This is a genomic window from Bradyrhizobium sp. SZCCHNS2022, assembly GCF_032377575.1.
GTDB lineage: Bacteria > Pseudomonadota > Alphaproteobacteria > Rhizobiales > Xanthobacteraceae > Bradyrhizobium > Bradyrhizobium aeschynomenes.
In genome coordinates this window covers 5,082,036-5,108,594 of record NZ_JAUHHZ010000001.1, presented here as the reverse complement: position 1 = coordinate 5,108,594, position 26,559 = coordinate 5,082,036, and the positions used below count along the sequence as shown (strand labels likewise).

Sequence of the window (26,559 nt, the reverse complement as noted above, 5' to 3'; positions counted from 1 at the left end):
GTAGTGGTCCTGGACCCAGTCGCAGGTCTTATGCAGGAGCTCCGCGATTTCGAGGCGAGGCGGGTGGGCTGCACACCTCAGCCGGGGCCTCGTGGTCTGTTATGGCGTAGGACCACCAATCTCGGTAACTCGTCAAGAGATCGCCTGCGTGGCGTGCGTGGTGTACGTCGACTGATGACGATTTGTTGCCAGAGCCACGCAGCGCGACGGCCCGATATCATGGCGCGCGCTCCGCAGGCGCCAGGCGGGCTATCTCCGCAGATCTCTTTCCGACGATGTCGGAGCGTGAGAGTGAGGCCGCTACCGCTCTCCGATTTTGATCTGACGATCCAGGAGCTTTGTAGGCAGACGTGGCATTCGGCTCGCCCGACGCGGATGTGCCAATGGCAGTCGCTGCCAGCTGGGTCCTGCGCCGCGAATTTTTGCGTCGCGATTGAGCTCTGCCGCTAGCCATAACGCCGGCGAATAGGCCTCCTCAATTTCGGACTTTGACAGAGCTGCAGGACTCTTCCAGCCTGACCTGTGGGGTAACGGGCGAGGCATCGGATGAAGTTCGTCTATATGAAGCGCGTCTCTATAATGGCCTTCTGCATCGCCGTCATCGTGAACGCGACCGGTGATGTGTCTGCGGCGGAAGTCCCGCCGGGAACCGCCCTGCAGATCGGTGCCGGCGGATCAGACGTCACCACGCTGGATCCGCATCGTGCGACGACCAGCACCGACAAGCCGCTCATCGGCCTGATGTTCAACGGCCTCGTTCGATTCAGACCAGGGAGCGCGGATCCCAAGGATCTCGAGCCCGATCTCGCCGAGCGCTGGGAAACGTCCGCAGACGGGCGAGTCTTGACCTTCTTCATTCGAAAGGGTGTCAAATTTCACGGCAACTGGGGCACCCTCACCGCAGACGACGTCGTCTACTCGCTGACCCGCGCCGCAGACCCCAGCCGATCAAGCTTCGCTGCAGATTTCGGTCCGGTGGAAAGCATTGCCAAGCTCGACGAATATACAGTTCGTATCGTGCTGAAGTATCCGGATCCGAATGTCCTCGGCCGCCTATCCAACTATCACGGCGGCAACATCGTCTGCAAAAGAGCCGTCGAGGAGCTCGGAGACAAGTTTGCGTCCAACCCTGTCGGTACAGGCCCGTTTGCGTTTTCGGAGCATGAGACTCAGCGCCATGTCAAGCTGGTCGCAAACGAGGGCTATTTCCGGGGCCGGCCGCAGATCAGCAACATCGTATACCGTACGATCCCCTCCGACAGCGCCCGCGAGCTTGCCTTTTCGTCGGGAGAGCTCGACGTCATCCAAGGCCGGCGGGAGCAACGCTGGGTCGATACGACTCGCCAGCGCGGCAACATGGTCGTTGATGTCTTCCGTCCAGGAGAATTTCGGACGCTTCACATCAACAGCAGTATTCCGCCGCTCGACGATCTGAGGGTCCGACAGGCAATCGCCGCTGCGATCAATGTCGACGACCTCGTGCAGTTTGTCGGCAAGTCGGTCAGTCTGAAAGGCTGCTCGGTCGTGCCCCCAAGCTATATCGGGGAGGACTGTTCATCTGGGGCCTATGCTTACGATCCAGTGAAGGCCAAGGCGCTTCTGGCCGAAGCGGGCCACCCAAATGGCCTGACGCTCAAGGTCGTGGTGTCCAATATCTCGGCTATTCTGCCGACGATGGAAATCATTCAGCGTCAGCTCGCAAAGGCCGGCATCAAGCTCGAGATGAGCGTCGTCGATCACGCCACCTATCAGAGCCAGATCCGCGGCAATGCCAGCGCTCTGGTGTTCTATGGCGCCGCCAGATTTCCGGTCGCCGACACCTACCTGACCGAATTTTATCATTCGCGCTCCAGCATTGGTACGACGACGGCGGTCGCCAATTTCTCGCATTGCGACGTCGCGGATGCCGAGATCCAGGCGGCGCGGGTGGAAGGCAGCGTCGAGCGGCAGCAGGAATTGTGGAAGGAAGCTCAGCGTAAGATCCACGACACCGTCTGTTCTGTTCCACTGTTTGAGCTTCAGCAGGTCTGGGGGCACAGCAAGCGCGTCAATTACGGTTATGAGCTCAAAGGAGCCATGAACCTCGCTCCGCCGATCACCGAGGCGACGACGCTCATGCCGCGCTGAGGGACTCCAGCGAGAGCCGCGCAGCCGTCGTACGTGCTTGCTGGAGAAAGGCGTCGACCAGATTGGCATTGCGGCTATCGCGCATGCGACAAAGCTGGAAATCGTAAGGCAAGGCCGGCTCGAAGCGTCTGATGGCCAGTCGGTCCTGGAGCCCGTTGAACATCAGCGGATGCACCAGCGAGACGCCAAGGCCGGCTGCGACGAATTCGCAAAGGGTCGGTGAGACATTGGCCACGAGCACGGTGTTGGGTCTGACGTGATAGGCATCCAACATCGTCGCAATGCACTGACCAGCCTGGCTCTCAGGATCGAAAGACACGAAGGGAATGTTGTCGAGATCATCCGGCTCGACAACGTTTTTCATGGCGAGGGGATGATCGGTCGGCATGATGCAGACGAGCGGCTGCTGGGTCAGCGGCTCGGCGATCACATAAGGATTGTCGATCCGCGAGCTGACAAGGCCGACATCGAGCTTGCGTGTGACCAGCCAGTCCACGATCCATTCCGAACTGCGTGACTTGACCGAACAGAACACGTTGGGATGCTGTTGCAGGAAGCCCATCGTCGCCTGCTGGATGAACGAACGCGACAACGCCGGCATGACTCCGATGAGAAGCTGTCCCTGCTCCTCGCGGCGGATGACCTCGACGGCATTCTCCACCTGGCGAACACCTGAAAAAATACGATCGATTTCCTTATAGAGCCGCATGCCGCGCTCTGTCGGAGCAAGGCGGCCTTTGACGCGATCGAACAGGCTGAGCCCGGTGTCCTCTTCGAGATGAGCGATCAGTTTGCTCATCGCTGGCTGGGAGATGTTGAGGATCAATGCGGCTCGGCTGATCGAGCCGCTCTCGATGACCGCCTTGAACGCCTCAACCTGTCTGAGATTGATCTGACGAGCCATCCCATAACCCTGAAGAATACAGCCAGAGATTTTGGACTTTGACCAAATATCTCTTTTTGTCGTCATATTGGGCAAGAGGAAATCTGATGCATCCTGAGATAATAGTTATCGGTGCTGGTACGGTCGGTGCTGCGATCGCATACGGGCTGGCGCGGAGACGGCACCGGGTGCTCGTGCTCGACGGTGACGATCGCGACCATCGCGCGGCACGGGCCAATTTCGGCCTTGTCTGGCTGCAGGGCAAAGGCCAGAACATGCCGGCCTATCAGCAGCTGTCACGCCGTAGCGTCGACATGTGGTCCGGCTTTGCGTCGGAACTCACTGATCTGACCGGGTTGGATCTTCAATACGAGCAGAATGGCGGCTTGGCGTTCTGCCTCGGAGAGGATGCGTTCGAGAAGCGCCGCTTGGACCTCCAGCGATTGCACAATCAGCTCGGCGGAGCGGAGGCGGATTGGCGGATGCTTGATCGCGCTGAACTGGCCAGGCTGCTTCCGAAGGTTCGATTGGGGCCGGACGTGGCCGGCGCCAGCTTCGGTGAGCGGGACGGGCACGCCAATCCGCTTCAGCTCCTTGCGGCTCTTCATTCCGGAATTCTGCGTCTCGGCGGAGAATTGCGGCGAAACGCTGCGGTGCGGCAGATCGTGCCTGGCGAGGCGGGCTTTACAGTGGCGTGCGGAAACGAGACCGTCAGTGCGCCGCGCGTGCTGATCGCTGCGGGTCTCGGGTCGCAGGCGCTCGCGCGGCAAGTGGGTCTTGAAATCCCGCTGCGCCCTCAGCGAGGGCAGATCCTGGTGACCGAGCGCCTTGAACCATTGCTGCCTTTGCCGACGAGTGGCTTGCGCCAAACCCGGGAAGGCACCGTGATGATCGGTGCAACCCATGAGGAGACCGGCTTTGATAGCTCCGCGACGGCGGCCGCCGCTGCAGATCTGAGCCGACGGACGCTTCGCATCGTGCCGAGTCTCGCCGAGGCGAAATTGGTCCGGCAATGGGCGGGTTTGCGCATCATGAGCCCTGACGGGTGCCCCGTTTATGCTCAGTCGCAGAAGCACCGGGGAGCCTTCGTCGCGCTGTGCCATTCAGGCGTCACGCTGGCAGCTCTGCATGCCACCGTTTTAGCCGATGCCATCTCGGCCGGCCAGTTGCCGGATTCGCTCGATATCTTTCATCAGAGCCGCTTTGATGTTCAGAAAGCTGCATGAGCCCGCTGAGGCCGTGACTGTCTATGTCGAGGGCAAGCCTGTCGTCGCGGAGCCGGGCGAAAGCCTGGCAGCCGTCCTGCTCCGGCAGGAGGCCATCTGGTCACGCCCTACGCCGGTAAAGGGGAGCAGGCGAGCTCCCTATTGCATGATTGGCGTCTGTTTCGATTGCCTTGCCCGGGTGGATGGAGTTGCCTCAATTCAGACCTGCATGATGCCGGTGCGGGACGGCATGACGGTTGAGCACCAGCAGCGGAGGCGGTGCCTGCCGTCATGAGCAAAACCGATCTTCTCATCGCAGGGGCTGGCCCTGCCGGCATGACGGCGGCCATCACGGCCCGCCGCTATGGAATTGGCGTTCTGGTTGTGGACGACCAGGCTGCGCCTGGCGGACAGATCTGGCGTTCGGTCGAAACTCAGGCAGCGTCAGAAAGGGGGGCCATCCTCGGAAGAACTTATCAGGATGGAAAGGCGACGACCGACGCATTCCGCGCCAGCGGGGCACATTATGAGCCTCGGACACAGCTCTGGCAGGTCGAACCCGGCTTTCGCGCCTTCGTGACCCATGATGGCAAAGCCCGGACGATCGAGGCGCGGGCCATCATCCTTGCAACCGGAGCCCAGGAGAGGCCTGCTCCATTTCCAGGCTGGACGGTGCCGGGAGTCCTCACGGTGGGGGCCGCTCAGGTTCTGCTGAAGACGGCAGGGCAGATTCCCGCGAAGCCAGTGTGGGTCGCAGGGTGTGGCCCGTTGCCGCTTCTCTACATCGTTCAGTTGCTCAACGCCGGAGGTCAGATCGCTGGCTATCTCGACACGACACCGGCCGGGAGCCATTGGACGGCGCTCCGGTATCTGCCGAGAGCCTTGCGTGCGGCTGGAGCACTCCTCAAAGGGCTCGCCTGGAAGGCGATCCTCCGGCACAGGCGCGTGCCTGTCATCCGTCACGTCGTCGAGCTGGAGGCACACGGATCGGACAGGATCGAATCGCTCAGCTATCGCACAGCGGATGGACGAGAGGAAACCGTGTCCGCGGATCATCTGCTCGTGCATGAAGGCGTTGTTCCGAACGTTCATGTGCCGCTCGGACTGGGCTGCGCCGTTGAATGGCGTGACCAGCAGGATTGCTACGTTCCGGTTCTCGATCCATGGGGCGAAACGTCCAAAGCCGGCATCTTCGTCGCCGGTGACGGCGCGGGCATTGCAGGGGCCAAGGCCGCGCAATGTCGTGGTGCGCTCGCAGCCCACAGGCTGGCAGTCCAGCTCGGTTATGCGGCCGAGCAGAACATGCTGAAGGATGCGTCGTGCGTTCAGAAGAGTCTGGCGCGCGAACTTGCCTTGCGGCCCTTCCTCGACACCCTGTTCAGACCCCGCTCCAGAATCTTTAGTCCGACCGATGACACCGTCATATGCCGGTGCGAGGAGGTCACTGCGGGAGAGATCCGTGCGATGGCGCAGATCGGCGGCTGCGGCCCGAACCAGATCAAGGCCTTCACACGCGCAGGGATGGGCCCGTGCCAGGGCCGGCAATGTGGTTACACCGTCACCCGTATCCTCGCGGAGATGCAGAATTGTCCCGCAAGCGAGATCGGCTTCTATCGCGTCAGGCCTCCACTCAAGCCCGTGACGCTTGGAGAGCTGGCCACTCTCGATCAAGAGGGAGAGGTGGTGTGAGGCACTCTCATTGTCCGCAGACAAGAATTCAGCTTCTTCAGGCTGTCTTCCATTCGCAATCGAGCGGGATGATCGAATGATCAGCTTTGCTTGCAAACGGCTGTTGCTCGCAATCCCGACCCTGTTCGTGATGCTGACAGCAATCTTCGTGCTGGTCCGACTCGTTCCGGGTGATGCTGCGTCCGTCATCCTTGGCGACCAGGCAACCGAAGCCTCGCTTCGGGCGATGCGAGCCAGGCTCGGGCTCGATCAGCCCATCCAGGTCCAATACCTTCACTTTCTCGGAGACGTGCTCACCGGCAATCTCGGGCGATCGCTGAGCAGCGGCCGGACCGTCGTTCAGGAGGTCTTGCTGGTGTTGCCCTCCACGATCCAACTCACCTTGGCGGCCATCACGATCGGAATCGTCCTGGGTCTGCCGCTCGGAATTCTCGCGGCGCTCGGCCGCAACAGCTGGATCGACTACGTCTCGCGGCTGGTCTCGTTGGTCGGACTCTCGTTTCCCGCGTTTGTGTCGGGCATCCTTCTGCTCATCATATTCGCAATCCATCTGGGATGGTTCCCGGTTCTCACGTCCGATAGCACTGATCCTCTCGAGCGCTTGCGAAGCCTTGCCTTGCCTGCGCTGAACCTCGGCTTGATCCTGATGGCCTATGTGGTGCGTGTGACACGGTCATCCATGCTGGGGGTGCTTGGCGAGGATTACATCCGCACAGCGCGTGCAAAGGGGGTCACTCCCATGCGCCTGGTCATGCGACACGCTCTGCGCAATGGCCTCATTCCGGTGGTGACCGTCGTTGGCCTCTACTTCGGTACGTTGATCGGAAATTCGGTGCTTACGGAAATCATCTTCAACCGACCGGGCCTCGGCAAGCTGATCTTTGGGGCACTCAATTCCCGCGACTATACGTTGCTCGAGGGACTGATGATCATCTTTGCGATCTGCGTCATCGTCGTGAATACGCTGACGGACATTACATATGGGCTCATCGATCCGCGGGTGAAGTACAAATGACGATCGAGGTCGCATCAGTTGCCGTGTCGCAGCCTAGCCGATTGTGGCTGGTCTTCTCCAGAAATCCTCTGTTCTGGCTGGGTGCGCTGCTCCTTGCCATCATCATCATGGTGTCAGTGCTCGCGCCGCTGATTGCGCCCCATGATCCGCTGGAGCAGAATATCGTTGCCAGGCTTGAGCCGCCATCAGCGGAGTTCCTGTTCGGGACGGACAACTATGGTCGAGATGTCCTGTCCCGTCTGATCTATGGAGCCCGCATCTCTCTCATGGTCGGCTTTGTCGCCATCCTGATCGCGATGACGATCGGCTGTACCATCGGAATCGTTGCAGGTTATATCGGGGGCGCGCTGGATCAGCTGGTGATGGGGGTGCTCGATGTGATGCTCTCCTTTCCGGCTCTGCTGCTCGGCCTCATGATTGCGGCGATGCTGGGCGCCAGCCTTCAGAACCTGATCATTGCAATCGCAATCACGGAGATCGCGCCGTTTGCGCGAGTTGCCCGCGCGCCTACGATTGCATTGAAGCAGCAGGACTTCGTGATGGCCGGCCGCGCGCTCGGATTTGGACCCGTCCGGATCATGGGGGTCCATATTCTCCCCAATCTCATCTCGGATGTCGTGGTGATGAGCTCGTTGTGGATGGCTTCCGCGATTCGCACGGAAGCATCCCTGAGCTTCATCGGACTCGGAGTTCCGCCACCGACGCCGACCTGGGGCAGCATGATCCGCGAAGGGTTCGATAACATCCTCGACGCCTGGTGGCTCGCGGTCTTCCCGAGTCTTGCGATCCTGGCGACCGTGCTCGCCCTCAATCTTCTGGGAGATGCTCTGCGAGACGCAATCGATCCAAAGCTGCGGGGCGAGTAGCAGGCATGACATCGTTTCCCAGGCCAGCTCTCGAATTGCGCAATCTGCGGACCGAATTCCGAATCGGCGGCCGCTGGTACCCTGCAGTACGGAACGTCTCGGTATCGCTGATGCCGAACGAGACGCTTGCGGTCGTGGGCGAATCGGGCAGTGGCAAGAGCGTCACTGCCCTGTCGATCCTACGGCTGCTTCCGCATGCGGGTGCTCGCATTCAGGGCGGAGAGGTGTTGTTCGAGGGCCAAGATCTGGTGACCTTGTCCGAGCGGGACATGAGTACCATCCGGGGCAATTCGATCGCGATGATCTTCCAGGAGCCGATGACGAGCCTCAATCCAACCATGACGGTGGGAGACCAGATTGCGGAGGCGATCCTCATTCACCGCGGAGGGTCGCGCATGGAGGCCAAGGCTGAGGCGCTTCGGCTCTTGGACGAGGTCAAGATTCCATCGCCGAAGAGCCGCCTGGATGAGTATCCGCATCAATTCTCGGGAGGGATGCGCCAGCGCGTCATGATCGCCATGGCGCTTGCCTGTCATCCGAGGGTTCTTCTGGCCGACGAGCCGACGACGGCCCTCGATGTAACGATCCAGGCGCAGGTGCTGTCCCAACTCGACGAGCTCAAACAGTCCTACGGAATGTCGATGCTGTTCATCACGCACAATCTCGGCGTGGTAGCGCAGATCGCCGACCGCGTTGCCGTGATGTATGCGGGCGAGATCGTGGAGCTTGCGACAGTCGACGCGCTGTTCGCAAGGCCCATGCACCCTTATACGGCAGCGCTGCTGCGCGCCATGCCACGAGCCGACCGGGCCAATGAGAGTCTGGAGCCGATCCCCGGTAGCGTCCCCGTCCTGTCTGCCGTTCCAACAGGCTGCGCCTATGCGCCCCGCTGCCCGTTCAAGGACCGCAGCTGTACCGAGCTGCACCCAGAGCTCGTATCATCGGGTGATCCCGGACATATGGTGCGCTGTCCCGTCAGACCCGTCGGAGGAGTGCATTGATGACGACGTCCATTCGAAGCGGCGACTTTGTTGTAAGTCATCTTTCGAAGACCTTCGTAAGACGTGGAGGCTCGGGCGCAAGAAATGTCCGAGCGGTCGATGATGTGTCTTTCCGCGTGCCAAAGGGGACGTCCCTTGGCCTCGTGGGGGAGTCTGGCTGTGGCAAGTCAACGGTCGCGCGTGCCATCCTTCGGCTCATTGAGCCCGATAGCGGATCAATCGTATTCGACGGCGTCGACGTCCGGGCCGCCAAGGGTGCCGCCTTGCGCGCGTTGCGCCGCCGGATGCAGATCGTCTTTCAAGATCCCTATTCTTCGCTCAACCCGCGCCGAACGATTCGCCAGACTCTGGAAGAACCTCTTCGCGTCCATCTGCGTCAGTCGTCCAAGGAGATCCGCGAGAAGGCGGAAGCCGCCATGGTCGAGGTCGGGTTGCCGCGAGAAGCACTGGAACGCTATCCGCACGAGTTCTCCGGCGGTCAGCGGCAACGGATCGGTATTGCACGGGCGCTGGTATTGGATCCCGAACTGGTCGTCGCGGACGAGGCCGTTTCTGCTCTCGATGTCTCGGTACAGGCGCAAATTCTTGGGCTGCTGGAGGGGCTCCGCGAACGCCGCGGCCTGTCGTTCTTGTTCGTTTCGCATGACCTCGGTGTGGTCCGACATTTTTGCGACCGGATCTGCGTCATGTATCTTGGGCGCATCGTCGAAGAGGGGCCGACGGCGGATGTCCTCGACCGGCCGTTGCATCCTTATACCAGGCTTCTGCGCGACAGTTATCCAGTCCCTGATCCGAGGGCACGCCGGCCTCTGATCCAGATCGTGGGAGAGGTTCCTTCCGCAGCCAATCCGCCTCCGGGCTGTGGCTTCCATCCGCGTTGCGCGCGAGCGGAAGGCCCGTGTTCCGTCGCAAGGCCGCAGCTGGAAACATCGGGAGACGACCGATCCCGAGCCTGCTACTTCCCGGAAACAAGCGATATCGCGTGGGGTAGCCTGCGCATCGGAGCGCGATGACGGAAGACGACACCAAAGGAGATCATTGGCGAGCTTGCCGTCATCATGATCCAGTTGCCTGATCCTGCTCTGAATCGAGGTGGATTTGAACGGGAGCTCGCTCGGAGAGCTGCGGGGATTTCGAGAATTTGCCGCGCATTGATTGTCTGATCTGCCGACCTGGATGGCTGCGTTCCGTCAACTCGTCGGATCCAGCACACATGTTGAAGACCCTGGAGGCCGCATGACATACGCCGTTACCGAGATGTTGGCCGAATGGGTCAGCGCGAGCGAAGTGCCAGAAGAAGCCCGGATCAGCGCGGCGAAATGCGTGTTCGATTTGATGACGGCTGCGATAGCTGGTTATGAGACACCAAATGCGATGGCCGTGCGCCGAATAGCAAGCATGACATGGGGCCATGGAACGGCCGCGATGTGGTTTTCCGGAGAGCAGTCGACCGCTGCAGGCGCAACCTTCGTCAATGCGGCCTGTGCGTGCTCGCTCGATCTGGATGATGGCCACCGCGCCGCTTCAGGGCATCCCGGCGCGGCAATCATTCCCGGGGTATTGTCACTGCTCGGCAGTCCGTCCCTGGATGGGCAACGGGCGCTTGCCGCCATTGCCGTCGGATATGAGATTGGCGTTCGCATTTCTTCTGCCCGGGATCTCCGAAGCGTTCCGACGGTGAACAGTGGCCTCTGGAGCGGTCAAGCCGTAGCCGCAGCGGTGGGTTGGCTGAGAGGGCTCTCGCCGGGCCAGATCGCACATGCGATCTCGATCGCCGGCACGACGGCGCCAAGCCAGTCGGCTACGTCATACACCCGGTTCAGAGGCAACAGTGTCAAGGAGGGGATCCCATGGGGAGCCGCCAACGGCGTCCTTGCGGTCGATCTGGCCAAGCAGGGCTTCACCGGACCGATCGACATTCTGGACAGTTCAGAACGTTACGATCGCGCGCGGCTTCTCGACGGACTTGGAACGAGTTGGCTCATCAACAGCACCTATTTCAAGCCTTATAGTTGCTGCCGTTGGATTCACGCGCCAATTGATGCGCTGCTCTCATTGCTGAGAGATCATGACATTCACCCAGATGCCATCATCGGCATCGATGTCGAGACATTTGGGAGATCGTTGACACTGAGTAACGAGGTGGCCCCGGGCACGCTGGAGGGAGCGCAATACAGCCTTCCCTTCTGTCTCGGTGTCGCCGCGATCAGTGGCGCAGCGGCGTTGCTCCCCTTGAGCAACGATTCGCTGAGGGATCAAAGAGCCATCGAGATCGCCGGGCGTGTACGGATGGCCGTCAATCCCGAATTCGATCTCATGTTCCCGGCGGCGGTTCCCGGGCGGGTTCGCATAACCACGGCTTCGGGCATCCTCGAACAGACAGTGTTGGCGCCGAAGGGGGAGCCGACGAACCCGATGAGCTGGGACGACATCGGGGCGAAGTTCCTGGCCATTGCAGCGGAGCGCGTCGGCACGCGCGTCGCGGCCGGTATTCCAAGTGCGATTGGCGCGTTGCAGACGGGAGATCTTGCGCCTCTGCAATCGATGCTGGAAGCAAGGCTGTTCGCCGACGCGAATAGCGCCTCGCCTGTCGAGCGGCGACATCGAAGACAGTCCTCCTGAATGAAGTCGCATGCCCGTCACGATATGAAAACTCCTCAGGCGGTAAAGACACGCTACGGTCGCCATCGAAGTGACAAGAGACACGCATCAGTCGAATCGATCTTTGATCTCTCTGAAATGTTGTTTTGAGCAGCGAGAAGGCCGGCATGGCCAAAAGACCAGTTTTCATCAGACCGAGCGTCGCAACGGATGCGCCCTCATCTGTCGGAGCGGGTGCTGACAGAAGGCTCAGTTCTAATCGGAATTGCGAAGCGAACTGGCGGGTGTCAAGGGCGAACCTTGTCTTCGCGGCGAAGCTGCTCGGCTGCTTGCGCGCAGGGACCTCACCGCCGCCATCTGCGCTCGAATGGTCCGGGTTTGTTGAGCACTGGACGGTCATCATCCGCGACGACATATGTGTGCTGCAGGGAACGGTATGGCGTCTTCCATTGTGCCAGGAGAGCTTGGCTACGCCGCTTTTGGCCATTGATCCTGCCGCAGGGTGGGCTCGTGCGCTCAGTGAATGGCTCACGATAGGAGCGCCTCACGAGAGCACCGGCACAGCCGGACTTCGTCCGGAACTGATCTCCGATCGCGCGGCCCGTTGGCTGGAATATCAGCTCAATCCGGCAAATTGAGCGGGGCGCATTAACTGGCGCGAGACGGCCTGGCCGACATCGCTTGACCGAGCTTGCCTGGTTGAGCCTGCTTGGGCCGACGGGAAGCGATCGTCAAACGTGCGTGAGCACCATTCTTGGGCGAGCCTGGCGTGCAGCGGACCCGAGACGGTCGCGACCGCGGTCTCGACCGTCGGCTACGATCCTCTTGGTCATGCGATCTGACGCAAGGCCGGGCACGCCGCGCGCAGCAACGCGGCCGCATCGTTGGCGCCAGGAAATCCCACGATTTGAGTGAAACCGAATGACCCGGGAATACGCAAAATCCACCGCGTTTTGCTCGATCGGTGTCAACTGCGCAGATTGATAGTCTCGGTGACGGAGCCCTCGTTGCTAGCCTCCGCAAGCTTTGGTGAGAGAGCGGCAATGGCAAGGACGAGTGTGTAATGAGTGAGTTCAACTGGCGGTCGTCCGAGTCATACAAGAAGCTCGAAACAGCCGATGCGGCCGACTTTGCCTGGGAATGTCTCCGTCGTAACCCGGACTATCGGCAAGACTACAGCGATCTGCTAGCGCAAGACAAAGACGGCCCGACCGATCCTGCATTCCGGCAGCGATGGGGGCTTTCTTTTCGCGGCCGACCCGATGCGCCGGTTTGATGCTCAGGCCATATTCTGGGCGCCGGAAGTCCTGCCGAGTGTGCTTCGCCTTGCGCCGACTTCGCACGGCCGGCTTGCACCATTCTCTCATCTCGACCTTCGCGGATCGCCCGACGCCGAGCTGAGACGGGCGTCTGATGGCTGGTACGCGGTGCTGCAGCTGGGCGGCGCCACGCACCGGCTGCTGCTCTCCCGGCTTCCGGCGAAGGGGACGGCCGTCGCCGTCGAACTGCCGCTGGACCGTGATTTCGATCTGCAGACCCGCGCGGCCTATCGGCTTTGGACGGCGCTGAGGCGAGGTCCGATCCGGCTGCCGGCTCATACCGGCCCCCTTCAGCAGCGCCGCCGGATGGTTCTTGCGCTGCGCGCCTTGGACGGCCGTGTCGAGGGGCAGAATTATCGTGCGATCGCCACGGTTCTGTTCGGGTCCGAGCGAGTCGACGACCGGGGATGGAAAACGCACGACCTGCGCAGCCGAACCATCCGGCTGGTTCAAACAGGTCAGGGCCTGATCCGAGGCGGCTACCGGAGCCTGCTGCACCGCCAACGCCGATCAGCGTGATCGGGGGCCGTGATCCGTGTCGCGGCCAGCGTGCAAATGGACCATTGGTGGACCGGCGCGCATGCCGGATGCCAAAGCTGATAGTCTGTTCAGCTCGTATCCTGAGCGCACTACTCGTCGTCGCGCGAGCGGAGAAGCTCGGCCATCTGGAGCACCTTTTGTCGAAGCCGTTCGTCTGAAATACCGAAATACAGCTCGAGCAGTTGGCGAGACTCGCGTTTGGTGACGAGCTCACTGAAGTCCGTCGCCTGCTCATGGGAGGCCTGTGGCGCAGCGGCGCGTGCCTTTGCGTCGATCTCGTCAAAGAACCACGTGATCGGAACAGCCAGCTGGTTTGCGATTTCGTAAAGCCTTGATGCGCTGATCCGTGTCTCGCCTGCTTCGTACTTCTGAATCAGCTGAGCTGTCAGGCCGAGGCGTCTTGCCAGATCATCCTGGCTGAGATCGAGCAGGTTCCGCCGCAGGCGCAATCGCGTTCCCACATGTTGATCGACATGATTGGGCTTCTTGGATGACCTCCTGAGCCGCCTGCCTTGGTCGCGGGACGCCGCAGGGCGGCCAGGGATCTGTTTGGAAGTCGCCACGTCCGATTTACCTCATGCCGCATCGAAGATGTTCGCCCATGAAGCATCAATCTCAGCTTGAAACAATCAACCAGAATTATGTCATTCGCGCTACAACTACAGAGGATAGATCGAATGCAATCGTCGCCCGCCACGGCTTGATAAGCCGACGTAGCAAAGGTGTAGGGGATATCGATGCAGGATTGCTGTCCTCAATCTGGACGCGTGCCTTCCACTCTGAAGATCGATCATGGTCCGATCAGCCTCCTGGGACGCTTCTTTCTCGCCGCTGACACCGCCGCCCGGGAGCGCGGCATCAGCGTCAATTTTGCGAGCCTACAGGATTTGCTCGACATCAACAGCGCAAATTCCGACAGCTGGCGGCCGCTGGTGCCGATCTTCCAGCCCGACCTCGGCGGCGCAACAGCTGACAACAGCTTCGTCATCGTCGGGACAGACAAAAACGGGGAGGTCGTCGCGACACAGGCGGGCCGGTACTACGACTGGACAGGCACGACGTTGTTCGAGGAAGCCGTCTCGCTTCGGATGTTCTACGCAGATCCCGCGGCCGCCTTGGCGCGCGGAGATGGCTGTAAGGTCGCCACTCCGGTGGCGTCCACGATCGCGGGCAGGGTCGTATTTTCCGGTGCCGGCTGGTACCGGCGCGATTTTCGCGGCAGAGGGTTGGCGCGAATCCTGCCTCGAATTTCGCGCGCCTATGCTCATGCGCGCTGGAACACGGATTTCACGATCAGCATGATGGCCGACGCCGTGATTGCTGGAGGGATGGCGGATCGCACCGGCTACACCCGGATCGAGCAGTCGAGCGTCGAACTGGTCGTATCGCCGCTCGGGTCCATGCGCTGTGGTCTTGTCTGGATGCCGGTGCAGGAAATGCTGGCCGATCTGGAGGCCGCGATGGAATTGGGTTGGAGCGAGGAATCGGATCCGCGCGCAGCGGCGATGTGAGCAGAACGGCGTTCGATGGTGAGGAGGGGCATGCAAAGACCGTTGGACCATCGGGAAGCCGAGGCATATGTCAGGCGCCTGTTCACGTGCATCGACGCTCGCGACTGGGCAGGCCTGTCCAGCCTGCTGGATGACGGCGCCGTCTACGAGCGTCCGGGTTATGAGCCCTTTGTCGGCAAGCAGGCCATCATGCAGTTCTACCGCCACGAGCGCATCGTGGCCTCGGGAGAACATCAGCTCGAGCAGGTGCTGAGCAATGGCGAGCAGATTGCCTGTTGGGGTAGCTTTTCCGGCCGGGACAAGAATGGGCGTCCTTTGAAGGCAAGGTTTGCCGATGTCTATCATCTCAGCAGTGGCCGCATCGGCCGGCGCCGGACGTTCTTTGACAGTCCAGCGCTCTGAGCGGCACAGCCGCCAGCCAGCGACCAGCGGCCAGAGCGGATGCGATGATCATTGGTGCTTGAGCGTCTGGGCTGGCGATCGTTTGGGCCGATGCGTGTGCAGCCGGGTGTCAGGCTCTGATGGCGCGCGGCTCAGAACGCCAAGCTGCCGCCTGCAAGGCTTCCCCATCCATTCCTGTGCAGGCCAGTCCAAGATGGGATAGCACTGTCGGTGCGATGTCGATGATGCGCGCAGGCGACGTGCGGATCTGACCCGGACTGAAGCCTTTGCCCGATGCCATCAGGAATGGAGCCTGCTCGTAGATCCCAAGCCCTCCATGCTGCCCGCACCCAAGTCGGTCGGGCTTGCCAAGAGCAGGCTTGGCCGCAAGACTCGAACCGCGGATACCGAAGCTGTTGGGGGCGTCGCTGGACCGCATGGAAACAGCAAAAGCAAGGCCGCCGGTGTGAGCCTGTCCAACCCGACCGAGTTCGTCCGGCCCGAAGACCTGTCCCGCCCAATCGCTGGCGTCCAGGAAGGAGCGTACGCTCTGCAACGGCGGGCCGCGCCGCGAATCGACATAGATCAAGGCCGATGTGCCGTTCGAGATGGCCAGAATCTCGTCGGAGGCGTGATTGGCTTTGAGCCCCGAATTGATCAGCGCTGCATCGATGTCGACGATGTCCTCGACCGTTTGATGACCATGATCCGATCCGATCAGAAGCAGGATGTCTTCGCCAAGGTCACGCTGTCTTTCGACGGCCGCGGTCACCTCGGCCGCCTGACGATCCGCCTCCGCCAGAACGGCAAGATGGTCGGGAGAACCGAGTGGCGCGTTGTGCTGGATATGGTCCGGCTCGCCCAGCCACAAGACGCCCACCGCGGGCCGACGTCTGACCAGAACGTCGTCGATGAATCGCGCCGTCATTCTGGCATCCCCACGGCTATCCAGCGTAACGTCCAATCGATCGCCAGCGGCGACTTCGACGCGGCCAGGTCCGAACGAGCCGGCCCGGTGATAGACGAATCCGTGCCCATCCGGATCATGGGCATAGGCAGCTCCCGGTGAAACGTTGCTGAAGACGATCTGGCCGCCGACAGCCTTGACGCGCTCTGCCAGGGTCGGCACCTGCAGTGAACATCCGGTGACTCGGCGCTTATGCTGCAGAAACTGCGGATCTCCGGCGTCGCGCAGCACCAACCTGCCGGATTCGATCAGGGCAACGGAATTGCCTTGCAGGCCATGTCTTGCCGGCGTGCATCCGGTTGCAACACTTGCCGACACGACGCGTGTGCACGAAGGAAAGACCGTCCGGTAGTCTTCGAACCATTCGGCGCGCGCGGCCAAATCGGCGAGATGGGGCGTGGTCTCAGGCGAAACCAGATCCCGTCGCAGTCCGTCGAGGATCATGATGACAACACGCTTCATGGTCAAAGGTCCACCTCATTGAGTGCGACACTGAAAATATCGAAATTGCGTAAAGTCCGCTCGTCGGGGGCGTCGTGGCCCGCGCGAAGCCGATGAGACAGGATGAAGGGGACACGCTGCTCGGCGAGGCCGCCATGCGAGCGCAGTCTTGCGCCGGCCAGGTTGGAGAGCTCGTGGTCGCAAGCTCGGGCACCCAGGGCCACTCCCTTTGCTGCGATCACGCAGACGTCGCCCTCGCGGTCGCGCGGCAGCTCGAAGCGGGCGGCCACGTCATCTCCGGTCAAGGCGAGACCGACGCCGGGAAGCCCCGCGAGAAATGAAGCGACGTCTGAGGCGCGCAACGACGGATCCAGGAGGTGAACCCGGACGAAGCCGCCGAGCGCGCCGTGATGGCGGACGAACGGGTCGGTGATGGGGCAGATCACCCGCGTTCGCTTAAGGCCGAAGACCGCGTCGAGCTGATCGCCGAGATATACGACGTTGGGTGAGCCATCGGCCCGGGCCATATCGCTCATGCCGTGATCGGCGACGATCCCGACCACCGCGCCCGCGGCATGCAGCGCCCCGAGCCTCTGATCGACCTCGGCCATGAACGCCAGGGCTTCCGGCTCGTGCGGCGCGTAGGCGTGCTGGACGTAGTCGGACAGCGACAAATACATCAGATCAGGACGATGATCCGCCAACAGCCTGACACCGGCGTCCAGGACGAACAGTGACAAGTCCGCCGAATACTGATGAGGGACGGAGCGGCCGATCCGCGCGGGCACGTCCGTAATGCCATTCTCGGCTTCGCTGCAGCAATCCGCCTTCTCGGCAGAGAACACGATTCCCTCGAGGTCCTTGCCAAGTGCCTTGCGGAGCTTGTCCTTGGCCGTCACGGCGGCCACCTTGGCTCCCGCATGGGAGAAGGCGGAGAGGATCGTCGGCGCTCGCATCGGCGATGCGTCCACCATCATCACCTCCTGTCCGCTCGCCCGGTCGATGTAGAAGTTGCCCGACACGCCGTGGTGCGCGGGTGCGACCCCGGTGACGATCGAGACGTTGTTTGGATTGGTGAAGGTCGGCATCGCCGCGAGCGCCGTGGTCGCAAAGCCGTCGCGTCGCATGCGATCGATCGCCGGGATGAGGCCTGCGGCGCTCGCCGCTGCTATATAGTCGGGGTCACAGCCATCGAAGCAGATGATGACAGTGGAGACGCGCGGCCAGTTGTAGACCCGTCCGTTCACTTCGATCTGTATGTCGGAACCAGGTGTCGGCTCGGTGGCGGATAAATATTGCATCAATGATGAACCCGTGTTGGCAGGCGGCAGGTGTGAGCAACCCAGGCGGCGTTCTGAAGCAGCTCACGGTCAGAGCCATGGCGTCCAATGAGCTGGAGACCGATCGGCAGGCCGTGGGCGCCGCAGAGCAGCGGCAGTGAGACCACAGGCAGGCCGCACAGGCTCCAGGGCATGGCGAGGCTCCCCGAGCCGGGACCTTCATCGAGCCGTGTCGCCTCGCCCGGCGCCGACAACGTCACAAGCACGTCGTGCTGCGCGAACAGCTGCGGCGTCAGTCGGATCAAGCGATCGGCCAACGCGTTCAACTCGATGTAGCGTTTTGCGCTGAGCGCAATGCCGGCGGCGATCCCATCCTGCAGCGGTGGACACAGCTTGGCAGACAGATGCTGGGGGAGATCGCCGAAGCGAGCCGCCAGATGCGCGTTCAAGAGGCCAAGAGCCACCTCGATCGCATGGCCGAATTCGCTCGGAAGATCCAGCTCGTCGACCGCGACCGGCAACGCACCGATGCAGGCTGTCAAAGCCTCGTCCACCTCCGGAGCGACCTGCTCGAATCCCGGTCCGCGCACCACGGCAAGCCTCGGCGGGCGTCCGATCCGATCGGCGGCGCCGTCGACAACAGGATCAAATGCACCGGCAAACAAGCAGAGATCCTGGACGGATCTCGCGAGATAGCCAATCTGCGCAAGCCGCGGCACCAGGATGTTGGAGCCTTCCATGCTTGCAAACCCGAACGACGGCTTGAAGGCATGCGCTCCGCAGAATGATGCCGGCAGCACCGTCGAGGCGGTATGCTGAGTCCCGAGCGCAAGAGGGACCATTCGGTCGACCACAGCTGCTGCTGAACCGGCCGAAGACACACCAGGTGAGCGCCCGAGATCATTGGGATTGCGGGCAGTGCTTGGATGATACATGCCGAACTCGGACGTCGTCGTCTTGCCGATGATGATGGCGCCGGCTCGCCTGAGGATCGCGACCGCCGCGGCGTCCGCTGCCGGGCGACGGTTGCGCAGCAGGCTGCTGCCATATTCTGATGGCATGTCGATCGTATCGAAGACATCCTTGACGCCGACGGGCAGGCCGTGGAGCGGTCCGGCAAGCCGGCCTTCCGATTGCGCCTTGTCGGCGAGGAACGCCTGCTCCCGCCCCGCCTCCGCTGCGAGATGACTGAAGGCGTGGACGTCGCCGTCGCGTGCAGCGATGCGAGCAAGGCAGGCCTCGAGCAGTGTGGCCGCGGACAGGCGTCGTTCGCGGATGGCAGAAGCTGCAGCCGTGGCTGTCAGCTGCGAAGGATCGCCATCCATCTCGCAAAGCTGATGCCGGCTATGTGGGATCGCGCTGGTCATGATCGGCCCGTCTCCTCCAAGGTCTCGGCAGGTGCGAATGAGGTGGCGCTGGGCCCGCGCAGCCGTGAAGGCCATGCGAACCCGTGTCGAGGCATCATCCCGTCGCGAAAGGTCAGGACGCATGCTGCGAAGACGACGCCCTGGATCACCTGCACCCAGGCCCCATAGGGAGCGAGAAAGTGCTGCATCGTGACCAGGACCGCGGCGCCGACCAACGGTCCGCCCAATGTGCCGAGGCCGCCGATGAGGCACATCAGAACAGCCTCTCCGGAGAGGTGCCAGTGTGCGCCGGACAAGGTCGCGAGCTGGAAGGCAACCGCACTCAAAGACCCGGCGAGGCCGGCGCAGCCGGCGGCGATCGCAAAGGCGAACAGCTTCAGGCCCCAGGCGTTCTGACCAAGCGACAAGGCGCGCCGCTCATCGTCGCGGACTGCGACAAGCATCATCCCAAGCTGAGACGACAATAGCCGCTTGATGCCGAAATGGACGGAGCAGAAGGCGATGACGGCAAGCCCATAGACGGCGAGGTCGTTGCGCAGATCGATCAGACCAAACAGGACACCGCGCGGCACCGCCTGGAGCCCGTCTTCGCCATGCGTGAAGCTCGACTGCACGAACACGAAATAGACCATCTGGGCAACGGCGAGCGTGATCATGGCCTGGTAGATGCCGCGCCGCCGGATCGCCAGCGCTCCCATGACGATGCCGAGCAGGATGGCGGCCGTGATTCCGGCCAGTATCGCGAGCTCTGCGGACATCGCCCATTCCTTCATGGCATGCGCGGTCACATAGGCGGCCGTTCCGTAGAGAGCCGCCTGGCCGAACGACATGATGCCGGCGAAACCGAGCAGGAAGTTGAACGACGCGGCGAGGATCGCAAAGCAGACGATCTTGACCAGGAATATCGGATAGAGCAGGGCCGGCAGCAGAGCGAGCACGGCCGCGACCATGGCCATGATCAGGACGCGTTCGTAATTCTGGCTTGGCAGTGAATCGCGTGTGGCGGTGACCGGCGGCGGGATTCCCGCAAAGGAATGCTGTCGCAACACCTCGATGCCGAACAGCCCTTGCGGCCGGACCGACAGGACGATGCACATGAAAGCGAAGATCATGACGTTGGCCGCTTGCGGAAACACCGCCAGTGTCGCGCTCTCGAGCAATGCCAGACAATAGGCCGCCAGGATCGTCCCTCCGAGGGAGCCCATTCCACCGATCACGATGATGGCGAAGACAACAAGGAGGACGTCCGATCCCATCAGCGGGCTGACCTGATAGATCGGCGCGGCGAGCGCGCCGGCGAGGCCCGCGAGAGCGGCGCCCAGTCCGAACGTCGCCGTCATCACTGCAGGAATCGGCACCCCCAGCGCTTCGGCTATCGTGGCGTTCTCGGAAGCTGCCCGAAGCGTCGCTCCAGCCCTTGTGCGGGCGATCGCGATCCATACTCCGAGGCAAACGATGAAGGCGACCATGACGACCCATAGCCGGTACACAGGGAACACTGCATAGCCAAGATCGACCACGTCCGACAGCCAGGCGGGCGTCGTGAACGGCAGTCCCGTAGAGCCGAAGGCGACCTGAAATCCGCCCTGGATTGCGGTTGCGAGTCCGAAGCTCAGCATGAACCCATAGAGCGGATCGAGGCTGTAGGTTCGCCGCAGCAAGAGCCGCTCCAGCATCATCCCAGCCGATCCGACCAGGATAGCGGCCATAAACAGACCGATCAGATAGGGAAGGCCAAGGCGCGCAACGGCCGCCCAGGCGGCGAATGCGCCCATCATGTAAAGCGCGCCGTGAGCCATGTTGAGGATGTTCAGGAGCCCGAAGATCAGTGCGAGTCCAAGACAGAGCAGGGCGTAGAACGATCCATTGACCAGACCGATCGTGAGATAGGAGAGAATGAGGTTTGACATACAGTTTCACACCGCCACGTATTTGGAGAGGCGTGCTTCGACCCGCTCGGCCTCGCCGGTCGAACAATCGTCCACAACCAATCCGTTCTCGATTGCGACGACCCGGTCAGCGACGCCCAGCACAAAAGCGAGGTTCTGTTCGACCAGCAGGATGGTGTAGCCGCGCTGCTTGAGCGCGGTGATCGCCTGTTCGATCTGACGGATGATGATGGGGGCAAGTCCCTCTGTCGGTTCGTCCAGCAACAGCGTTCGAGCACCGGAGCGCAGGATCCGACCGATCGCGAGCATCTGCTGCTCGCCGCCGCTCAGCTGCCCGCCGAAATGGCGGGTCCGTGACCGCAGATTGGGAAACAGTTCGAAGATCTCATCATCGCTCATGCCGGTGCCACCCAGCATGGGCGGTAGCGCCATGTTCTCGGCCACGGTGAGGCTTGCGAAGATCCCTCGCTCTTCCGGGCAGTAACCAAGGCCAAGATGCGCGCGCTCCGATGGACGCAGCGGACGCACGTCCCGCCCCCGCACCAGTACGCGTCCCGACTGCCGCTGCAACAGGCCCATGATGGCGCGCAGGATGGTGCTCTTGCCGGCGCCGTTGCGGCCCAGCAGCACGACGACCTCGCCCTCTGAGACCGTGAAGTCGATCCCGAACAGCGCCTGGACCTCGCCGTACCAAGCCCTGAGGTTGGATATCACGAGCGGGAGGCTTGCTTGGCTTCTTACTGGTTCAAGCATCAGCGGCTGCACCCAGATAGGCGGCGCGGACGCGGTGGTCGCGCGCAACCTCTTGATAGGATCCGTCGCTCAGGACGGATCCGTTCGCCAGGACGGTGACGTGGTCGGCGAGCCGTTCGACGACCTTGAGATTGTGTTCAACCAGCAGGACGCAGCAATCCCGCGCCGCGTCGGCAATCATCTCGACGACTGGAGCGATGTCTTCCCGGCCGAGCCCTGACGTCGGCTCGTCGAGAAGCAGGAGGCGAGGTTTGAGGGCGAGTGTGGTTGCAATTTCGAGCAGGCGCCGCCGTCCATAGGAGAGTTCACGCGCCTGCCTGCGTCGGTCGGAGGTCAGGCCGGCTCGTGCCAGCAGCGTCTCGCTGTGCGGGGCGAGATCGCCGCTGACGCGACGGCGCAACAGCCGCAGTGGCGGGCTGGCATGGGCCTGCGCCACCAGCATGTTCTCCTCGACCGACAATTCGGGAAATATCGCGCAGATCTGGAAGGATCGGGCCAGGCCGAGCCTGGCCAGCCGATTGGCAGGCCAGGCGGTGACGTCGCGTCCAAACAATTCGATCTGGCCGCGGGTGGGCTTGATGAAGCCGCTGATCGCGTTGAAAAGAGTCGACTTGCCTGCTCCATTGGGACCGATCACCGCATGAATGCAGCCATTGCGAAGATCGAGCGACACCTCGTTCAAGGCAACGAATTCCTTGAACTGAACCGTCAGGGCACGAACTTTCAGCACGGGATCGGGCGGCAGCGGAGCAGAGACGGTTCGCGGAGTTGCGAAAGCCCGGAGCGAGGCGCTGGTTGCCATGTCTATTGCGCCTTTCTACTGCGCCCTGGCCGCCTGTGAGCTGCAGCCGGATGCCGATGCGGGACGGAATGCCGCACTCGCAGGAACCGTGGCCGTGCGGGCGTAGAAGTCCCACGGCTCTTTGCTCTCGGCAGGCGTCTTCACGCGGTAGACGCCGATCTCATAGGTCACCCGTCCATTCGCCTGAATATGCGCTTCGCGGCCGAAGCGGTCGACCGGCAGCTGTCGCATCTGGTCGTTGACGGAAGCTGCATCGTCGCTGTGCGCCGCCCGCGCGGCCTTCAGATAGTGCAGCACGCTGACATAGACCCCGGCCTGCTCACGCGTCGGCATCCGCCCATGGGTGGCAAAGAACCGCCGGGCGAATGCGCGCGTCGCATCATTGTCATTCCAGTAGAAGCCGGTGCTGATGATCAGATTCTGCGCCGTCTCAAGGCCGATACTGTTGATATCCGTCACGAAGGCATGCAGCGCGGCCAGCTTCTGCCCGGACCGCGCGATCCCGAACTGGCCGGCCTGCTTGATGGCGTTGACGGTGTCGGCTCCGGCGCTGGCGAGCGCGATCACCTCGGCGGAGGAGCTGCGGGCCCGCACCAGGAGCGTGGAAAAGTCGGCGGTGCCGAGCGGATGGCGGGCGCTGCCGACCACCTTGCCGCCGCGCTCGTCCACGACCTGTTGCGCCACTCCCTCCAGATCATGGCCGAACGAATAATCCGCGGTGAGGAAGAACCAGCTCTTTTGGCCCTGGTCGAGCAGCGAGGCCGCCGTGCCGCGGGCCAGCGCATAGGTATCGTCCGTCCAGTGCGTGACATAGGGCGAGCAATAGCGGCCCGTGATGTCGGTCGAGGCTGCGCCGGATATCAGAAGCGAGCGCTTCTTGTCGGTCGCGAGCGGGATCAGCCCGAAGACCACGCCCGAATGCGGCAGGTCGACGATGGCGTCGACGCCGCGCCGGTCAAACCACTCGCGGGCGATGCTGGAGGCGATATCCGGCTTGTTCTGATGATCTGCCGTGACGATCTCGATCGGGGTGCCATCGACGGTTCCCCCGAAATCGGCAACGGCCATCCGGGCCGCGACGATCGAGCCAGGACCACCGACGTCGGCGACCACGCCGCTCTGATCGCCCATGACGCCGAGAACGACCTTGCCGTCCGAGAATTCAGCCAGTGCGGCACTCGTCGAGACGGACAGAAAAGCAACCGATAGCAGCAGGCTTCGCATGGTCAGACCCCCCATTTTTGGTAGGTGGTGCTTAACCCGCTTCGCTGACACATTTGTGACGCGGATGGTACAAGTGAGCCGGGCGGATGGGACAGGGCGGATGGGAGTTGTCGGAGCGACCGCCACGGGGCACACATGGGCTCTGACTCAACCTGCTCAGGCTGTGATGTGACCACCTCAAACCTGAAACTGCGCGACGGCGAGGCCGACAACGCCGATTCCATCCTGGAAGACCGGGTCCTGGTTGCCAGGATATGCTGGTACTACTTCAAGGAAGGCCAGACCCAGGAAGCGATATCGCAGCGGCTGAACATGACGCGGAAGCGGGTCAACCGGATCCTCGGGCTCGCGCGGGAAAGCGGCTTCGTTCAGATCACGATCACCGATCCCGCCGGTCAGCGCACGAAACTCGAGGCTGAGCTCGCTGCGCGATACGGCTTGACGCAAGCTATCGTGGTCCCGACCCCCATGAGTGATCCGGACGTCAGGTCCTTCCTCGGAGCGGCAGCTGCCAACTACGTCGCTGAACAGCTCCCAGCGGACGGCTCGATCGGGATCACCTGGGGAGGGACGATCAACGCAGCCGCCCAGAACCTGAGGCCGCGTCAGGGGCAGAACACCAAGGTCGTCCTGCTCTGTGGCGGATTGGCGGAAAGCGCGCCGATCAACCCTTACGACAACGCTGCGATGATTGCACGTGCACTCGGAGCCCGCTGCTATTATCTCACCGCGCCCATGTTCGTCGACGACGCGGCCTTCCGAGACCTCATCGTGGACAGCGAGCCGGTTCGCTCCGTGTTGGCCATGGTGCCAAATCTGGACATGGCGCTCTTGAGCGCGATCGACCTTTCCGAACAGTCAAAGGTGCTCGAATACAACGTCATCTCGCGCAAGACCTGGACGTCGCTGCGAGCGGCCGGCGCGGTCGGAGACATTTGCGGCCACTACCTCGATCGCAGCGGCAAGCGAGTGGATCATCCGCTGTCGCGGCGGACCATCAATCCGCCCTGGGAGCATATTCATCGGATCAAGCACCGGGTTCTGGCAGCCGGCGGACTTCAGAAGGTCGCGATCATTCGCGCAGCGCTGCTCGCCAGGCTCTGCCATGTCCTGGTGACTGACGAAAGTGCGGCCGAGAGGCTCCTGATCGACTGATTGCGAACTGCCGGCGAAAGCCATCTCGTTCGTGGCTGCGTGATCGCTGTTGATTTCACGCACGCGGGCCCAACGGCGATGCTGGTCGAGGGCCTACACCGGCCAGGGCAGCGAGTAGGTCTTCACCTGTGTGAAGCTGCGCATCGCCTCCACGATGCCCTCCTTGTGACCCAGGCCCGACTGCTTGATGCCGCCGAATGGCGTGAGCTCGGTGCGATAGCCGGGAACTTCCCAGACGTTGACGGAGCCGACCGCGAGCCCCTCGATGAGTCTCGTGACGTGATCCAGGCGGTTGGAGCAGATGGCGGCGGAAAGTCCGAACCTGGTGGCGTTCGCCGTCATGACGATCTCCTCGATATCGTTGTTGCATCGGATGATCGGCAGAACCGGGCCGAATGTCTCCTCGGCAACGAGCTCGCAAGCGGGCGGGACATGATCGAGCAGGGTGGGAGGACAAAACGCGCCGCGAGGCTCACCGCCGAGCAGAAGCCTGGCACCTGCCGCGACCGCACCGTCAACGCGTCTGGCAATCAGCTGGGCTGCGTCTTCGCTGATGACGGTGCCGAGATCAACCGAGGGGTCGCTGGGGTCGCCCGTTGAGAGCTGCTGCATGTGGTGCAGGGCCCGCTCGGCGAAGCGATCGGCGAGCTCCTCCACGACGAGCGCCCGCTTTACGGCTGTACATCGCTGGCCGGAGTGTCTGACTGCGCCCTGCACGGCCAGCTGCGCGGCCCGATCGACGTCGGCATCCGCCAGCACGATGAAGGGATCGTTCCCACCCAATTCGAGGACGAGCCGCCGGTAACCTGCCCGTTCCGCGATCTGGTGCCCGACGCGAACCGACCCTGTGAACGTCACGAGCTCGGCGTCCTCGTCGGTGAACACGCAATCTCCAAGATCGTGCGGCGTTCCGGTCACGATCGAGAGCATGCCGTCTGGCAAGCCCTGTTCGCGGAGGATCCTGCCCAGAGCAAGTGCCGTCAGGGGCGTCTGCTCCGATGGCTTGAGCACCACGCGGTTGTTGGTCGCAATTGCCGGTGCCAGCTTGTGGCTGACCAGGTTCAGCGGATGATTGAAGGGCGTGATGGCCGCGATGACCCCGGCGAGCGGCGTGCGCATTGAAAAGATGCGACGCGCATGAGGATTTCCGCCGATGTCCCCGGGGTAAATCTCGCCATCGTTTTGTATCAGCGCATGGGCGGCAAACGACCAGACGTCGCAGGCGCGCCGGGTTTCATGCAGGGAGTCCTTCAGGCAGAGCCCGGTCTCGGCAGTTATGAGCCGTGCGAGCCGGTCCTGGTTGCTTGCGATCGCTCGTGCAGTGCCGAGCAGGATATCCGACCTTTCGCGGCGGCTCAGCTTCGGGCGGAAGCGTGCGGCCGCTGCGAATGCAGCCCGTATTTGACGCTTCTCTGCCTGGGGTACCGACCCTACCAGCGCGCCGGAGAACGGATTCCTGACTTCGATGACACGATCTGCGTCGGCTGGTGTCCCAGCCAGGAGCATCGGCTGGTAGATTGGCTCGATTGCGTGCATGTGGCGA

At 62.3% G+C, this 26,559-nt stretch carries 24 protein-coding genes and 1 pseudogene; 14 read left to right on the top strand and 11 right to left on the bottom strand.

All coding sequences use genetic code 11. From position 1 onward, the window contains the following. Positions 1-546 precede the first annotated feature (546 nt). Entirely contained in the window at positions 547-2,127 is a 1,581-nt protein-coding gene (locus QXZ94_RS22895) for an ABC transporter substrate-binding protein (protein ID WP_172131200.1), read from the top strand. On the opposite strand, the gene QXZ94_RS22890 is transcribed toward QXZ94_RS22895, so the two are convergent. Further along, complete coding sequence (locus QXZ94_RS22890; RefSeq protein ID WP_172111420.1) at positions 2,114-3,031, bottom strand: LysR substrate-binding domain-containing protein; 918 nt, start codon at positions 3,029-3,031, stop codon at positions 2,114-2,116. The genes QXZ94_RS22895 and QXZ94_RS22890 overlap by 14 nt on opposite strands. Before the next feature lie 38 nt (positions 3,032-3,069). Here QXZ94_RS22890 and QXZ94_RS22885 point away from each other — a divergent pair, with 38 nt between their 5' ends. The 10 genes from QXZ94_RS22885 (at position 3,070) to QXZ94_RS22840 (ending at position 13,225) form a co-directional block, all read left to right on the top strand. After that, the gene (locus tag QXZ94_RS22885) at positions 3,070-4,236 is read left to right on the top strand and encodes an FAD-dependent oxidoreductase (protein ID WP_315722318.1); all 1,167 of its coding nucleotides are present in this window, start codon (positions 3,070-3,072) and stop codon (positions 4,234-4,236) included. Next, positions 4,157-4,510, top strand: a complete 354-nt coding sequence (locus QXZ94_RS22880; protein WP_315722317.1) for a (2Fe-2S)-binding protein — start codon at positions 4,157-4,159, stop codon at positions 4,508-4,510. The genes QXZ94_RS22885 and QXZ94_RS22880 overlap by 80 nt, the downstream gene beginning before the upstream one ends. After that, positions 4,507-5,904, top strand: a complete 1,398-nt coding sequence (locus QXZ94_RS22875; protein ID WP_315722316.1) for an FAD-dependent oxidoreductase — start codon at positions 4,507-4,509, stop codon at positions 5,902-5,904. Before QXZ94_RS22880 ends, QXZ94_RS22875 begins: the two co-directional genes overlap by 4 nt. 76 nt (positions 5,905-5,980) lie before the next feature. Further along, the gene (locus QXZ94_RS22870) at positions 5,981-6,919 is read left to right on the top strand and encodes an ABC transporter permease (protein WP_172111417.1); all 939 of its coding nucleotides are present in this window, start codon (positions 5,981-5,983) and stop codon (positions 6,917-6,919) included. Next, the gene (locus QXZ94_RS22865; protein ID WP_172111416.1) at positions 6,916-7,785 is read left to right on the top strand and encodes an ABC transporter permease; all 870 of its coding nucleotides are present in this window, start codon (positions 6,916-6,918) and stop codon (positions 7,783-7,785) included. The genes QXZ94_RS22870 and QXZ94_RS22865 overlap by 4 nt, the downstream gene beginning before the upstream one ends. Before the next feature lie 5 nt (positions 7,786-7,790). Beyond that, complete coding sequence (locus QXZ94_RS22860) at positions 7,791-8,786, top strand: ABC transporter ATP-binding protein (RefSeq protein WP_315722315.1); 996 nt, start codon at positions 7,791-7,793, stop codon at positions 8,784-8,786. Further along, complete coding sequence (locus QXZ94_RS22855) at positions 8,786-9,799, top strand: oligopeptide/dipeptide ABC transporter ATP-binding protein (protein ID WP_315722314.1); 1,014 nt, start codon at positions 8,786-8,788, stop codon at positions 9,797-9,799. Before QXZ94_RS22860 ends, QXZ94_RS22855 begins: the two co-directional genes overlap by 1 nt. Positions 9,800-10,022: 223 nt before the next feature. Then, a complete protein-coding gene (locus QXZ94_RS22850) occupies positions 10,023-11,408 on the top strand; it encodes an MmgE/PrpD family protein (RefSeq protein WP_172131199.1) in 1,386 nt (461 codons plus the stop codon). A gap of 1,042 nt (positions 11,409-12,450) precedes the next feature. Next, positions 12,451-12,663 carry a transcriptional regulator domain-containing protein gene (locus tag QXZ94_RS22845; protein WP_172131198.1) on the top strand — a complete coding sequence of 71 codons (213 nt, stop codon included), beginning with the start codon at positions 12,451-12,453 and terminating at the stop codon, positions 12,661-12,663. Next, a complete protein-coding gene (locus QXZ94_RS22840) occupies positions 12,650-13,225 on the top strand; it encodes a DUF2285 domain-containing protein (protein WP_172131197.1) in 576 nt (191 codons plus the stop codon). Before QXZ94_RS22845 ends, QXZ94_RS22840 begins: the two co-directional genes overlap by 14 nt. Before the next feature lie 110 nt (positions 13,226-13,335). Here QXZ94_RS22840 and QXZ94_RS22835 read toward each other — a convergent pair whose 3' ends face one another. Continuing rightward, a complete protein-coding gene (locus QXZ94_RS22835; protein WP_315722313.1) occupies positions 13,336-13,809 on the bottom strand; it encodes a helix-turn-helix domain-containing protein in 474 nt (157 codons plus the stop codon). Between the two features lie 174 nt (positions 13,810-13,983). Between QXZ94_RS22835 and QXZ94_RS22830 the strand changes: the two genes are divergently transcribed. Further along, a complete protein-coding gene (locus tag QXZ94_RS22830; RefSeq protein ID WP_315722312.1) occupies positions 13,984-14,757 on the top strand; it encodes a hypothetical protein in 774 nt (257 codons plus the stop codon). A 30-nt stretch (positions 14,758-14,787) separates the two neighbouring features. Then, entirely contained in the window at positions 14,788-15,159 is a 372-nt protein-coding gene (locus QXZ94_RS22825; RefSeq protein WP_172131196.1) for a nuclear transport factor 2 family protein, read from the top strand. A gap of 109 nt (positions 15,160-15,268) precedes the next feature. On the opposite strand, the gene QXZ94_RS22820 is transcribed toward QXZ94_RS22825, so the two are convergent. From QXZ94_RS22820 to QXZ94_RS22785, 8 genes and pseudogenes are all read right to left on the bottom strand, one after another. Beyond that, on the bottom strand, positions 15,269-16,567 hold the full coding sequence (locus tag QXZ94_RS22820; RefSeq protein WP_315722311.1) for an alkaline phosphatase family protein: 1,299 nt from the start codon (positions 16,565-16,567) through the stop codon (positions 15,269-15,271). Between the two features lie 2 nt (positions 16,568-16,569). After that, positions 16,570-17,847, bottom strand: coding sequence for a phosphonoacetate hydrolase (gene phnA, locus QXZ94_RS22815; RefSeq protein WP_315722310.1), 1,278 nt, complete (start codon positions 17,845-17,847; stop codon positions 16,570-16,572). Continuing rightward, entirely contained in the window at positions 17,847-19,193 is a 1,347-nt protein-coding gene (locus tag QXZ94_RS22810) for an amidase (RefSeq protein ID WP_315722309.1), read from the bottom strand. Before QXZ94_RS22810 ends, phnA begins: the two co-directional genes overlap by 1 nt. Beyond that, entirely contained in the window at positions 19,190-20,143 is a 954-nt protein-coding gene (locus QXZ94_RS22805) for a branched-chain amino acid ABC transporter permease (RefSeq protein ID WP_315726455.1), read from the bottom strand. Before QXZ94_RS22805 ends, QXZ94_RS22810 begins: the two co-directional genes overlap by 4 nt. Positions 20,144-20,248: 105 nt before the next feature. After that, positions 20,249-21,103 (bottom strand): annotated as a pseudogene (locus QXZ94_RS22800) (branched-chain amino acid ABC transporter permease); the annotation flags it as partial. A gap of 6 nt (positions 21,104-21,109) precedes the next feature. Then, the gene (locus QXZ94_RS22795; protein WP_315722308.1) at positions 21,110-21,835 is read right to left on the bottom strand and encodes an ABC transporter ATP-binding protein; all 726 of its coding nucleotides are present in this window, start codon (positions 21,833-21,835) and stop codon (positions 21,110-21,112) included. Continuing rightward, positions 21,828-22,637: an ABC transporter ATP-binding protein gene (locus tag QXZ94_RS22790; RefSeq protein ID WP_172131190.1), complete on the bottom strand. Its 810-nt coding sequence runs from the start codon at positions 22,635-22,637 to the stop codon at positions 21,828-21,830. Before QXZ94_RS22790 ends, QXZ94_RS22795 begins: the two co-directional genes overlap by 8 nt. 15 nt (positions 22,638-22,652) lie before the next feature. Then, complete coding sequence (locus tag QXZ94_RS22785; protein ID WP_315726453.1) at positions 22,653-23,861, bottom strand: ABC transporter substrate-binding protein; 1,209 nt, start codon at positions 23,859-23,861, stop codon at positions 22,653-22,655. A 168-nt stretch (positions 23,862-24,029) separates the two neighbouring features. Here QXZ94_RS22785 and QXZ94_RS22780 point away from each other — a divergent pair, with 168 nt between their 5' ends. Next, a complete protein-coding gene (locus QXZ94_RS22780) occupies positions 24,030-25,016 on the top strand; it encodes a sugar-binding transcriptional regulator (RefSeq protein WP_311976132.1) in 987 nt (328 codons plus the stop codon). A 93-nt stretch (positions 25,017-25,109) separates the two neighbouring features. On the opposite strand, the gene phnY is transcribed toward QXZ94_RS22780, so the two are convergent. Beyond that, the gene (phnY, locus tag QXZ94_RS22775) at positions 25,110-26,552 is read right to left on the bottom strand and encodes a phosphonoacetaldehyde dehydrogenase (protein ID WP_172111401.1); all 1,443 of its coding nucleotides are present in this window, start codon (positions 26,550-26,552) and stop codon (positions 25,110-25,112) included. Positions 26,553-26,559 lie beyond the last annotated feature (7 nt).